Raw genomic sequence first — 15269 nt, forward strand, 5'->3', positions numbered from 1 at the left:
TTTACTAATTTCATCCACTTATTGCATAAATTCTCTACATCAAGGCGATAAGTACAACAAGAGCTACAACTTAAATCTTGCAACAACTTTTATGAATATTTCCCAAAATGTGGAGCGTGGTTGCTGCCTTTTTCCTAACAAACCAGCGCTCATTTTTGAAGGCTTATATTTTACTTATAAACAACTGAATGAAATGGCAAATCGCTTTGCCAATGCTTTACTGGGGTTAGGGATTGAGCGTGGCGATCGCATAGCATTATTATTACCAAACATTCCTGAATTTGTTATTTCCTATCTGGGGATTCTCAAGATTGGGGCGATCGCAGTTTCCATTAACCCAAGTCTGCAAAGCGATGAACTCAAGTTTATTCTCAATGACTGTGGAGCAGTTGTACTCGTAACCACAGAAACGCTGCGAGAAAAATTGCCTAAGCAGGATTTACCGCACCTTAAGCACATCTTAATTGCTGAGGGGAAAGCAACTGACGCGATCGCATTGAGTGAATTCATGGCAAATGCTTCGTCTAGCGCTCGTGCTGTGGAGATGGAACGTGATGATCCAGCGGCGATTCTTTATACTTCTGGTACAACAGGTTTCCCTAAAGGCGCTACTTTATCTCATGGCAATGTGATTTCTAATATGCACTCCATGAATCACTGTTGCGAAATGCGTCCTAACGATCAAATTTTACTATTTTTACCGATGTTCCACTGTTTCGGGCAGAATGCAGTTCTCAATAGTGGACTTAATACCTGTGCAACTATCGTTTTACAGCGATCGTTCGACCCAGAAACGGTACTGACAACTATAAGCGAATATAATATTACAATCTTTTTTGGTGTTCCCACTACTTTTATTCTTTTATGCGATAAAGCATCTATCCGCGATTTGGATTCAGTGCGTTACTACTTCTCTGCGGCCGCAGGTTTGCCTGTAGAAATTGCCAAACGTTGGCAAGACAAGTTTGGTAAAGTCATCAACCAAGGGTATGGTCTTACAGAAACATCACCCTTAGCTAGCTATAACCACGAATTGAGGTACAAACTGGGTTCTATTGGTTCACCAATTGAAAATGTCGAGATGAAGATTGTCAGCCTCGATGATGGTTGTGAAGTTACCCCTGGTGAACTCGGCGAAATCGTTATTCGCGGTGTCAATGTCATGCTAGGTTACTGGAATCGCCCGGCTGAAACTGCCAAAGCCATTAAGAACGGATGGTTTCACACCGGTGACATTGGTCAAATAGATGAATTGGGCTACTTTTACATCGTTGACCGCCTCAAAGATATGATCAACAACGGTGGATTAAAAGTATACCCAGCCGAAGTTGAAAATGTTATTTACCAGCATTCAGGTATTGCAGAGGTAGCTGTCTACGGTGTACCAGATTCAATACTAGGTGAACAGGTGAAAGCTAGTGTTGTCCTCAAACCAGACCAAGTAGTTACAGAAGAAGAAATAATTGCATTCTGTTACCAGAAACTGGCTAAATATAAAGTTCCTAGTGCCGTCGAATTTGTCTCCTCCATCCCCAAGAACCCGACTGGCAAAATACTCAAGCGGCTACTAAGGCAAGAAAATTCTGCTGCACCTTCCCATAGTACTGTGGTTAGCAAAACTCAGACATCTGCGTCGGTAAATGTCTCTTACCAAACTGCCGAATTGATTGAAAACTGGATTATGGATTGGGTCGTGAGAAAATTGGCAGTAGCAGCCCAGTCAATCGACCAAAGTAAGTCATTTGCTGATTATGGATTAGATTCCGTCAGGGCTGTCAAGTTAGCTCAAGAATTGAGTGAATGGTTGGGATATCCCTTAGAAGCAACTATAGTCTGGAACTTCTCCACCATCGAATCTTTAGCACGTCACCTAGCCAGTCAAAAAATTCCCCAATCAACAGAATTAGCCAAGACAAAGCCAGAGTCTAATTTGCACACAGAAAGTCTGGTGGTGTCTGTAGAATTGCCTACCAACAAAGCAGAACTGGCCGAATCAGCAGACTTAAAAGCACTCTCAGACGCGGAAATAGCTGAATTACTAACCAAAGAAATTGCCACAGTTAAACAAAGGAGATTAGTATGAGTCCTAATTCAGAGAATACAAATTACCGCTTGTTACTAGAAAATGCCATTTTAGAATTGCGGCGGATGCGGTCTGAAGTTGATACTGTTGAGCAATTACAGAAAGAACCCATCGCTATTATTGGGATGTCTTGCCGTTTACCTGGGGGTGTCAATAACCCAGAGGATTACTGGAATTTATTACATAATGGGGTAGATGCCATTAGCAAAATTCCTGCACAAAGATGGCCAGTAGATGAGTTTTATCATCCAGACCCCGATATGTTAGGGAAAATGTACACCCAGTACGGCGGTTTTTTGAATGAAGTGGATAAGTTTGATGCTCAGTTCTTTGGCATCTCTCCCCGCGAAGCAGTCAGCCTCGACCCTCAGCAAAGGCTACTTTTGGAAGTAAGCTGGGAAGCGCTAGAAAATGCTGGACAAGCACCAGAAAAGTTAAATGGCAGTCCTACTGGGGTATTCGTCGGGCTGTCTATGGATGACTACTCACAACTGAGCTTTTATGGCGATCGCACTCAAATTGATGCCTACAATACTTTAAGTATTCTCAGAAGTATGGCGGCTGGGCGTTTGGCTTACGTCTTGGGTTTGCAAGGAGCTACCATGCAGTTAGATACAGCTTGCTCGTCTTCGCTGTTAGGGGTGCATCTAGCTTGCCAAAGCCTCCGTTCTCAAGAATGCAATATGGCTTTAGCTGGCGGTGTCAACCTGATTCTCTCACCAGATCCTTCCATTGGTCTGTGTAAATTAAAAGCCTTATCTACTGATGGTCGTTGTAAAACTTTTGATGCCAGCGCCGATGGTTACGGACGCGGAGAAGGATGTGGCATAGTAGTACTCAAACGTTTATCTGATGCTTTAGCTGATGGTGATCCTATTCTGGCATTGATTCGGGGTTCAGCATACAACCATGATGGCTCTAGTAATGGTCTGACAGCCCCAAATGGTTCGGCTCAAGAAAAATTACTTCGCAAAGCCTTAGAAAATGCCAACGTCCAAGCCCATCAGATTCAATATGTGGAAACTCACGGGACTGGTACACCTTTAGGCGATCCCATTGAAGTGTTAGCCTTGGGAGCAGTATTAGGTCAAGGTCGCTCCCAAGACAATCCCCTAACTATCGGTTCGGTAAAAACTCAGGTTGGTCATTTGGAATCAGCCGCCGGAGTTGCCGGGTTAATGAAAGTTGTGTTAGCTCTCCAGCACGCAGAGATGCCACCACATTTACATTTTCAACAACCTAATCCCTATATTCCTTGGGAAAAACTGTCGGTTGTGGTTCCGACTCAGCCCACACAATGGCCATTAGGGGCAGATGGACGACGACTAGCTGGGGTCAGTTCCTTTGGCATGAGTGGTACAAATGTCCATTTGATTTTGGAAGCAGCACCAGATAACAATTCAAAATTGAAAATTCAAAATTCAAAATTAATTGAGCGTCCGCTTCATCTTTTGAGTTTATCGGCGAAAACTGAATCAGCACTACAGTCACTTGTCAGCCGCTACGAATCTTTTTTGGTAGGTGATAGCAAAGCAAATATAGCAGATATTTGTTTCACAGCAAACACAGGGCGATCGCATTTTGACCATCGGTTGGCTGTTGTCGCTGAATCTACTCAGGACTTACGCCAACAATTGGCAGCTTTTGCAGCAGGTAAAAATCCAGGTGTGAGTGGACAATTACACAACAAAAAGCGCCCGAAAATTGCCTTTCTATTTACCGGACAGGGTTCTCAGTATATAGGTATGGGGCGAGAACTCTACGAAACCCAACCGATATTCCGGCAAACTTTAGATCGTTGTGATGAAATTCTCCGTCCTTATTTAGAACAGCCTTTACTATCAATTCTCTATCCTGAATCTGGCACTAGCCCGCTTAATGAGACCGTCTACACCCAAGCAGCTTTATTTGCCCTAGAGTATGCAGTCTCCCAGTTATGGAAATCTTGGGGCATAGAACCTACAGTAGTTATGGGTCATAGTTTGGGTGAATATGTTGCCGCTTGTATAGCTGGAGTTTTTAGTCTGGAAGATGGACTAAAATTGGTTGCTGCCCGCGCTCGCCTCATGCAATCATTACCTCAAGATGGGGCAATGGTCAATATATTCGTCTCAGAAGCGCGAGTATTGGCAGCTATTCAACCTTATGCCAATCAAGTATCGATTGCTGCCATTAACGGCCCGGAAAGTGTCGTTATTTCAGGACAACATCAAGCAGTCGCAGCAGTGGTGTCTACTCTCCAAGGCGAAGGCGTTAATAGTGTCAAGTTAAACGTTTCCCATGCCTTCCATTCTCCTTTAATGGAACCAGTGTTAGCGGAATTTGCGCGCATTGCCTCAGAAGTCAGCTTTTCATCACCTAATATCAAACTGATTTCTAATGTTACTGGCACAGTAGTGACTACAGAAATCACCAATGCGGAATATTGGGTCAGACATTTGCGCCAGTCTGTGAGATTTGCTTCTGGGATGGAAACCCTTGAGCAGCAAGGTTGTGAAATTTTTCTAGAGGTCGGACCAAAACCAATTTTACTGGGAATGGGTCGTAAGTGTCTCCCCGAAGGAGTAGGAGTTTGGCTCCCTAGTTTGCGCTCAGGACAGTCGGATTGGCAACAGCTACTTCAAAGCTTGCAGGAATTATACTTGCGTGGGGCATCAATCAACTGGTCTGGCTTTGATCAAGATTATCCCCGTCGTCGCCTAGTGCTGCCAAATTATCCCTTCCAGCGCCAGCGTTACTGGGTTGAGACATCTCATCGCCAACAGACTTTACCCGCCAAGGCTAGCAAAACCCTCCACCCTGTACTTGGTCAACGGCTAAAATTACCATTTTCTCCAGAAATTCGCTTTGAAACCCAATTTAGCCCCAATTCGCCTGCTTACCTAGAGGATCATCAACTAAATGAAGTCAGAATAGTTCCTGGTGCATCTTATATCTCGATGCTTCTATCCGCAGTTAAGGAGGCTTTCCCCAACGAATCTTGCATTATCGAAGATTTGTTATTTCAAAATACGCTGGTTTGCCCAGATGAGGGCAGTACAACAGTTCAGTTAGTTTTGACACCCCAAACAACAGAAGAGACTTCCTTTCAAATTATTAGTTTTTTAGGTGGAGAAGCAGAAAACGAGGTCAACTCTTGGAAAACACATGGCACAGGAAAAGTCCGGCTGTTCTCGCCAGTACCCAATTTCGTAGATGTAGCAGAAGTAAAGGCTAGATGTTCTCAAGTTTTATCGGGAACGCAATTTTACTCTAGTTTTCAAGCAGTTGGCTACAGTTGGGGAACTTCATTTCAATGGCTAGAAAATATTTGGCATCAGGATGGAGAAGCTGTATGTCAAATGAAACTGCCCCAATTACCAGACGAACTCGATAACTATCAACTTTATCCGGGATTAATTGATTCATGCTTGCAACTACTCAACGTTTGCTGGGATGTTAATCCTGCCGAGCAAGTCGAGAATGACTATATGTACATTCCTTTTAGCATCGGTAGCTTTAGATTCTATGGTCGTTCCCATCCTGGTCATCAACTATGGTGTCATGGTCAGAAAACACCAACATCTAATCAGCAAAGCTTAATTGGTGACGTACATCTGTTCGACCAAAATGGGCAGTTAATCGCCGAAATCATCGGTTTTGAAGTGAGGAAAGTTCGTCGGGCAACTTTGCTGCAAAGTCTGCAAAAAGATTTAGGTGATTGGCTGTATGAAGTAGCTTGGCAACCAAAGGCTCGTGAGCAAAATCATCAGTTAGCACAGTCACAAGAGTTAGGGAGTTGGCTGATATTTGCTGATAAGCAAGGAACGGCGGTTAAGTTAGCAAAACTACTCCAAGAACGTGGCGATCGCACTATCTTAGTTTCTCCCGGTGCTGAATATCAAGCCAATGCAGAACATTACTACATCAACCCTTCAGAACCACGAGATTTTCAGAGATTAATTCAAGAAAGCTTAGGTAATAACCAACCTCCCTGCCGTGGGGTAGTATACCTGTGGGGGCTGGAGGAGACGCTGGAGACTTTAAATACTGGCTGTGGTAATGTGCTGCATTTGGTTCAAGCCTTGGCAAAATCAACTTGGTCTAAGTCTCCCCGTTTGTGGTTAGTTACCAAAGGAACCCAGCCAGTAGAGCCAATATCTGATTCCTTAGCCATAAATCAAGCTGCTTTGTGGGGCTTGGGACGTGTCATTGCCTTGGAACATCCAGAATTATCATGTGTGCGGTTGGATTTAGACCCTGCTAGCAATGGGAACGAAGTTGAAGAATTATTAGCAGAGTTGTGCTTCCCAGACCAAGAAGACGAAGTTGCATTCCGTCAAGGAGTGCGGAAAGTCTCCCGATTGGTGCGTCGCCAAGCTCAAACCCAGGTGAATCAACTTGCAGTTGGTGAAGATGGGACTTATTTGATTACAGGTGGTCTAGGGGCGCTAGGGCTGCAAGTTGCTCAGTGGATGGTAGCACAAGGAGCCAAAAACTTAGTTTTAACTAGCAGGCGTGGAGTGGTTGGTGATACTCAAGTAGCTATCAATCAACTACAGCAAGCAGGGGCAAAAGTTCTAGTTGTCACAGCAGATGTGTCCAACACGGAAGATGTGGCTCAGATGTTAGAGGCAATCAAAACTAACTACCCACCTCTACGGGGTATTTTTCACGCGGCTGGTGTTTTAGATGACGGAGTATTACTGCAACAAAATTGGAGCCGCTTTGCGAAAGTGCTTGCTCCCAAGGTGCAAGGGGCATGGAATCTGCACACATTGACCAAAGACCTACCTTTAGATTTCTTTGTCTGCTTCTCCTCGGTCGCCTCATTACTTGGTTCACCCAGCCAAGGAAACTATGCAGCCGCTAATGCGTTCATGGATACCTTAGTTCATTATCGTCGAGGTTTGGGTTTGCCAGGTTTGAGCATTAACTGGGGGCCTTGGGCAGAAGTTGGGATGGCAGCAGATTTAGATAGTCGTAGCCAACAGCGAATAGCTGAGAGTGGTTTTGCTACCATGTCCTCAGAATTGGGATTGCAACTACTGGGAGATTTATTGAGACAAGATGCCACCCAAGTTGGTGTAATGTCAGTCAATTGGGAAAAATTCCTCCAGCAATTCCCACCAGGAGGCGCAGCACCCTTAATTTCCGATTTAGCTCCCCAAACTCAGCCACAAGGGAATTCTGCACAATCAGCCAAACAACTTGAACTTCTGCGTCAATTAGAGGAAACCATTGCTAGCGATCGCCAGAATGTTTTGATTGCTTATATTCAAAGTGAGGTTGCCCAAGTTCTCAGGTTTGAAGCAGCTTATCAACCAAATCCGCAACAGGGCTTTTTCGATATGGGGATGGACTCTCTCATGTCCATCGAGTTGAAGAACCGACTAGAAACCAGCTTAGGAAGTTCTCTACCTTCGACTTTGACCTTTGAATATCCCACAATTGAATCTTTAGCTGAATATCTGCTCAACAATGTAATTTCCTTGAATGTAGCAGAGCCAGTTGTGGTGGAGCCGCAAATAGAGACTGAAGTGCAAACTAATTTGTTAATAGATATTCAGCAATATTCTGAAGACGAATTAGCAGCATTAGTTGACCAAGAATTAGAGGCTTTGCTTGGTGTCTGAAGTAATTACTTGTGAACTTGCGTAAATCACCTGCTTAACTCCGATAAGTCTACAAAAGACATTTATTTATTTACTTACACAGCTAAATGAGTCTGGCTTCAGACTCAATTTCTTTGTCTATTAATTACGCAATTTCTTAAAATGAGTAACACTTCAGACATCAACCAATTATCTCCATTGCAACGTTCAGTTTTAGCCTTAAAAGAAATGCGTGCCAAGTTGGACGCAGTGGAGAACGCCAAGACAGAACCAATCGCTATTATTGGGATGAACTGTCGCTTTCCTGGGGGAGCCGACTACCCTGAGAAATTCTGGGAATTACTCCACAATGGGGTAGACACTATCACTGAAGTTCCGGCTGACAGATGGGACGTGGATGAGTATTACAATGCAAATCCCAACACTTTGGGGAAAATTTACACCCGCTATGGTGGGTTTATTAAACAGGTAGATCAATTTGATCCTCATTTCTTTGGACTTTCCCCTCTAGAATCAGCCAGCATGGACCCCCAACATCGGCTACTGCTGGAGGTAGGCTGGGAAGCCATCGAAAACGCCGGACAATCCCCAGAGGAATTAAACGGCAGCCAGACGGGAGTCTTTATGGGACTCTTTATGGAAGATTATTCCCGATTTAACCTATATTCCGGCGATCATAACCGCATTGATGCTTACAGCAGTTTAGGAAATGCTCGGAGTATTGCCATCGGTCGCCTAGCTTATGTCCTCGGCTTGCAAGGCCCTGTGATGCAGTTAGACACGGCTTGTTCTTCTTCGTTGCTAGCAGTTCACCTGGCATGTCAGAGCTTGCGGTCAGGTGAGTGCAATATGGCTTTAGCTGGTGGAGTCAATTTGATATTAGCACCGGAAGCCTCTATTGGTCTAAGTAGAATGAGGGCGCTGGCTCCAGATGGTCGTTGTAAGACCTTTGATGCCAAAGCCGATGGTTATGTACGTGGAGAAGGCTGCGGGATAGTCGTACTCAAGCGTTTATCAGATGCGATCGCCAACAATGATAATATTTTGGCTGTGGTCCGAGGCTCGGCAGTTAATCATGACGGTGCTAGCAGTGGTCTGACAGTACCGAATGGGCTAGCTCAAGAGAAATTGATTAATCAAGCACTCACCAACGCTAAGGTAGCACCAGAACAAATTAGTTATGTAGAAACCCACGGTACAGGCACATCTTTGGGAGATCCCATTGAAGTGAGAGCTTTAGGCTCAGTATTGTGTCAAGGACGTTCTCCAGAGCAACCTTTGCTGATTGGTTCCGTAAAAACTCAGTTGGGTCATTTAGAATCAGCTGCGGGAGTTGCCAGTTTAATGAAAGTGGTGCTGGCTTTACAAAACGCAGAGATACCGCCACATCTGCATTTACAACAGCCCAGTCCTCATATTCCTTGGGACAAACTTGCGGTTGCTGTGCCAACTAAGCCAACTCCATGGCCAGCCGTCAACGGCAAACGCTTGGCTGGGGTTAGTTCCTTTGGTATGAGTGGCACTAATGCCCATCTGATTATCGAAGAAGCACCAAATAACAATTCAAAATTCAAAATTCAAAATTCAAAATTAATTGAGCGTCCCTTTCATCTTTTGAGTTTATCAGCCAAAACTGAGGCAGCACTACTGGCAATGGCTAGCCGCTATGAATCTTTTTTAACATCCCATCCAGAAACATCTTTAGCAGATATTTGTTTTACAGCTAACACCGGGCGATCGCATTTTGAACACCGTCTTGCTGTTGTTGCTGCATCCAACACAGACTTGCGCGAACAACTAACAGCTTTTGCTAGCCAAAAGCAGACCAGCACGTTAGTCAGTGGTCAAGCACAGAAGAAGCGTTCCAAAGTTGTATTCCTGTTTACAGGGCAAGGTTCTCAGTATGTGGAAATGGGACGGCAACTTTACGAAACCCAGCCGACGTTTCGTAAGACTTTAGACCGATGCGATGAAATTTTGCGTCCCTATCTTCAGCAACCTTTGTTGTCAGTACTTTACCCCACATCGGATGTTGCTTCCCCCTTGAATGAAACAGCATATACTCAACCAGCACTGTTTGCTTTAGAGTACTCCCTAGCTGAACTGTGGAAATCTTGGGGAATTGTACCAGATGCAGTCATGGGTCATAGCGTGGGTGAATATGTAGCCGCTTGCGTTGCTGGAGTGTTCAGCTTGGAAGATGGGCTGAAATTAATTGCCGAGCGGGGGCGCTTAATTCAATCTCTACCCCAAAATGGCATGATGGCAGCAGTGTTCACCAATGAAGCACGGATTAACGGCATTTTAGCTGCTTACACAGGGCAAGTGGCAATTGCCGGGATTAATGGCCCAGAAAATATCGTTATTTCTGGAGCCAGAGAAGCTGTCCAAGCCGTGCTGAAAGAATTGGCAACTCAAGGAATTAACGCCCAACCATTGCAGGTTTCTCACGCTTTCCACTCCCCTTTAATGGCTAGCATCCTCGATCCCTTTGAGCAGATAGCTAGCTCGGTGCAGTTTCAAGCGCCGCGTATTCCCCTAATCTCGAATTTGACTGGACAAATATTTAAATACCAAGAAATTCCCAATGCAACTTACTGGCGACAGCATCTGAGAGAAGGAGTAAGATTTTATGCCGGCATCAAGACGCTACATGAACAAGGGTATGAAATCTTTGTAGAAATGGGGCCGAGTAACACATTAGTAGGCATGGGTAAAAGATGCTTGCCAGAAGGTACAGGCACTTGGCTAACTTCTCTGAAAAAAGGACAACCGGACTGGTCACAATTGCTTGCTAGTTTAAGTGAGTTGTACATCAGGGGTATAAAAATCAATTGGACTGCATTTGACCAAGGTTATCAGCGTCGCCGCCTAGCACTACCAACCTACCCATTTCAACGCCAACGCTACTGGGTGGAAAACCTAACGCGAAACCTAACCCCTCAGCCCCCTTCCCTACCAGAGGAGAATTCAAAACCTCTCTCCTTGCAGGAGAAAAGTCTGCCAGCTATTTCCCAAGTCAAAGCTTTGCCAAGAATTCCTCTGGCTGTACCATCGAATTGGTTTCATAGTTGGCAATGGACTCCAGAGGTGTCAAGCCAATCTCAAGATATTCCTTCAGGGGCAATTTTGATCTTTAGCGATCGCCACCAAGTAGGAGAAAATTTAGAAAAGCTGTTCGACTCTAAAAAGTACACGACATATTTTGTCACCCCAGGGGAGAGCTTCAAGCAAACAGCAGGACATTTCACTATTAATCCGGCATCCGTTGAAGACTACGAACAGCTAATTAAAAATATCAAAGCAGTCGGTGTTACAGTCACAGCAGCCGTGCATCTGTGGAACTATAGTTTGTGGGCAACATCCCCAGAACAATTACTAGAAAATGACCGCCTGCTCAATGAACGCGTTTACAGTCTTTTGTTTTTGACACAGGCTTTAGTCAAACATTACCCAGCCTCTCCCCTCAATTTCTTAGTGGTAACTCAAGGTGCTTATCCAATATCTCCAAATGATTCCCTACACGGTGTACATCAATCTATGGCAGGTGTACTGGCACAGGTGGTGGCACAAGAAAATCCTCAGATTAAAGCAAAAGTCGTAGATTTTAACCAAGATGTCTATCTACCAGAAAAATTAGCCGATATTTTGTTCCAGGAAATGAAGGCAGCCCCTACTGGTGAAGGTATCGTTGCTATCCGTCATGGTCAACGGTTGAGCCGTACCTTGGAAAAAATTAATGTACCTACAGATAATTCTCTACCTTTGTCAGCAGGAGAAACCTGGTTGATTACTGGTGGTACCAGTGCTGTCGGGACAGAAATAGCCTTAGCTATGGTTCGTCAAGTACCCATCAATTTGGTGTTAACAGGTCGCCATCCACTCCCCCCCAAACAAGAATGGCAATCGCCTAGTCATGATTCCTCGACGCAGCAACGTATCCAGGCAATTGAGCAATTAGAGCAACTCGGAGCCACAGTCATGTATCAGGCTGTGGATGTGACAGATGCCTTGGGGATGAAGCAATTAATTGAGAACATCAAGTCCCGCTTTGGTAAGCTGGATGGAGTCATCCATGCGGCGGGTGCAGTTGACCACAGCACATTTAAACTACTACAAAAACAACCTGCCTCAGTCACCAAAGTTTTAGCGCCGAAGGTTCAAGGAACTATCATTTTGGATGCTGTTACCCGTAACGAACCCCTGAAATACTTTGTGTTGTTGTCCTCGGTTTCTGCTTCTAAAGCCGAATGGGGAACCGGCATGGGCGATTATGCCGCAGCCAACACTTTTCTCGATAGTTATGCCATCTACCGGACACAGCATGGCGGTCAAGGACGCTCTTTGGCTTTAAATTATTCTCTATGGAGCGATCGCGGTATGGGCGCTCTTTTAGGGGCATCAACTTTATTAATGGTAAAATCCAAAGGTTTAAATCCTCTGGAACCAGAGCCAGCTGCCAATGCTTTTATTCAGGCTCTATCTTTGGATGCTTCTGGTGTAATTCACATCATTGACTTAATTGCTCAAGCCACCCCAGAAATAGCACCAAAATCCTCCACGAGCCAACCACAAACTAAATCTCGCAATCTGCGACAGCTTGTCCGAGAAGTTTTGCTGCAACATTTACGTATTCCGGAAGCACAGGTGGAAGGACACAAAACTTTCCAAGAAATGGGGTTAGATTCTGTTGGGACTGTAGAAGTTGTCCAACATTTAGGGACAACTCTGGGTGAGGAATTATTTCCGACTTTACTGTTTGAATATCAAACACCAGATGACCTGGTAGATTATTTACAAAGCAAGTACGGTTATTCTGTGAAGACTAGCACGAGCGCGACAGACCACGCCCCGATCGCTCCAGAAGAAACATCTAGCCCGGAAGCCGAAAAATCAGCGCCCCCAAATGTCGCTACCCAGGAAAAATACCAAGACGTTCCCGAACAAGACATTGCTATCATCGGCATGGCTTGTAAAATACCAGGAGCTGATAACTTAGAGCAGTATTGGGATTTACTCAATGCAGGCCGCTCTGTCATTCAAGATGTGCCTCAAGACCGTTGGTTCAACCAACACTACTTTGAAGCCAAAGGAAATTCTCTGCAAGCAAAAATATCCAAACGTGGATGCTTTGTAGATAGTCCCTTCGACTTTGACCCGATGTTCTTTGGCATCTCTCCCAAGGAAGCTACGGCGATGGACCCACAACAAAGGTTGTTCCTAGAGCTTTCTATGCAGGCTCTACAACAAGCAGGCTACGGCGGCAAATATCGCCCAGATAATATCAGTGTGTTTGTTGGTTGTGGACAAAATACTTACATCGAACACTTCACCAATTATCAGTATTACGAGGAATTACGTCAGCGTTTGCAAGAGAGTTCCTGGTTTGATCACCTTCCTGCTGAAGATCGTCAGCATTTGCTCAAGACCCTCTCACAAGTACTGCAACCAAGTGAAATTCTCCCTGAGTCAGCAGCAGGTAACGAGGTCAACGAATTAGCGGCACGAGTTAGCCATTGCCTGAACCTCAAGGGGCCAAGTATGGCAGTTAGCACAGCTTGTTCTTCTTCTCTGGTGGCATTACATATTGCTTGCGAAAGTCTACGTTCCGGTCAAACTGGTATGGCAATCGTCGGCGGGGTTAATTTAAACCTCAGTCCTAGCCCCTTCACTTTTTTACGTAAAGCACAGGCTCTTTCCCTGAGTGGAACCTGCTATCCCTTTGACCGCCGTGCTAATGGCATCGTTTTAGGAGAAGGTGCAGGCGTATTAATTATCAAACCACTCAAGCAGGCTTTGGCAGATGGTGACTTGATTCATGCCGTGATTAAAGGTTCCGCCGTGAATAATGACGGTCACTCCCAGGGAATAACCGCTCCCAATCCCAAAGGTCAAGCAGAAGCCATCCGCCAAGCTTACAACAGTTGTGGCGTAGATCCCCGGACTATCTCCTACATTGAAACCCACGGTACAGGTACTCTCCTGGGCGATCCAGTAGAAGTAGAAGGGATGACACAAGCTTTCCGTAGCTTTACTGATGAAAAGGGATTCTGTACCATTGGTTCGGTTAAATCTTCCATTGGTCATTTGCTATCTGCTTCTGGGATTGTCAGCCTGATCAAAGTAGTACTGGCCATGCAGCACGGCAAAATTCCCCAAACTGTAGGTTTTGAGGAGCCTAATCCCCATATCAATTTTGCTGACACACCTTTTGCTGTGGCGGGTAAGAGTATACCCTGGTCGCCAAATGGCAACCCATTACGTGCAGGTGTGAATGGATTTGGATTTGGTGGCACGAATTGTCACGTTATTCTTGAGGAATCCCCGGTAGCAGCTAATTTACAGTCCCCGGTCACAAGTTCATCTCCTGATTTGTTATGTCTGACTGCACGGAATCAACAAGCACTTCAAGAAGTAGCTAGACAACTACGCGAACATATCATTCATCATCCTGAACAAGAATCTTCCCAAATCTGCTTTACTCAGAATAATGCCCAAAAGGAATTACCTTACAAGGCGGCTTTAGTAGTCAATGACCGCCAACATCTGCTCAATTACCTGGAGGCTATCTGTTTGGCACAAACACCAGCAGATACATATACAGGTCGGGCTAACCCCCAGCGCACAACACCGTTTCACTTAATATTAGATGGAACTAGTGCGATCGCTCCCGCAGAAGTAGAAACTTTAGGCAAACGTTTTCCCCAATTCCAAGTAGCTTACGATAGCGTACGTGCCGGATTAAATGAGATGAGCGAACAGGCACATATATTTGCGGTGCAATACGCTTGGGGACGCTTGTTGATGTCTTTGGAATTACAACCCACTAGTTTATTAGTAGAAAAAACCGGTATCCTAGTAGCAGCTACACTGCGGGGAATGTTGACATTAGAGCAGGCGATCGCTTTGCTTTTACAAATAGAAGGACAAAAAGGTCTGATTGCTCATGATGTGTCCGCAAAAGAACGGTTAGCATCAACCTGGACTTGTCCATTAGTGACTTCACAAGGAATTTTCAGCCATTCTGACACAATTTCCACGGCTCAACTGGTAGCCCTGGTGCAAGTATCTGAACAGTTAAATGCAGATGCGTGTCAAGATGTCATCTCCAAAGAAAGTGTTTACCTACACTTGGGAGATTCATTAGCTCTCAAAGAAAAATTAGCAAGTTTGGATGAACAGGGAGTCTGGATATATCTAGACAAAGGACAACCAGTGGTGGGACGTGTGTTGACAAGTCTGGCCAGGTCTTATGTAGCTGGGGTAAGGTTTAATAGCATACCCTTATTTCCTCAAGGTCTACGTCGGGTGCTGCTGCCTACTTATCCTTTCGAGCGTAAAACCTACAGAGTATCATTAGTTGATAGCACTCAAGAAAATCAAACAACCTCCATACCTGCGGCTGAATTATTACCACCACGCCTAGACAATCAGCATCAGTCAAATGCCAAAGTTTTGGAAACCCATCCGATAGCAGTAGCCCAAACTCGACTGTTGCCCATAGAACAATTATCTCCACTCACAGACAGTCAACGCCAGTCAAGTTACGCTAAGTTGACTCAGGACTTGAAGATTGTGGACAATAGCCAACA

At 44.9% G+C, this 15269-nt stretch carries 3 protein-coding genes; all 3 read left to right on the forward strand.

Annotated elements, in window-relative coordinates:
* The first annotated feature begins 91 nt into the window (after positions 1-91).
* A complete protein-coding gene (locus G1O98_RS09630) occupies positions 92-2083 on the forward strand; it encodes a long-chain-fatty-acid--CoA ligase (protein WP_163928593.1) in 1992 nt (663 codons plus the stop codon).
* The gene (locus G1O98_RS09635) at positions 2080-7698 is read left to right on the forward strand and encodes a type I polyketide synthase (RefSeq protein WP_163928594.1); all 5619 of its coding nucleotides are present in this window, start codon (positions 2080-2082) and stop codon (positions 7696-7698) included. The genes G1O98_RS09630 and G1O98_RS09635 overlap by 4 nt, the downstream gene beginning before the upstream one ends.
* A 141-nt stretch (positions 7699-7839) precedes the next feature.
* Positions 7840-15269: type I polyketide synthase (locus G1O98_RS09640; protein ID WP_163928595.1), on the forward strand; the 7430-nt coding region annotated here is incomplete at its 3' end.

The sequence above is a fragment of the Nostoc sp. UIC 10630 genome, assembly GCF_010747425.1.
In the GTDB taxonomy this organism is placed as follows: Bacteria; Cyanobacteriota; Cyanobacteriia; order Cyanobacteriales; family Nostocaceae; genus Nostoc.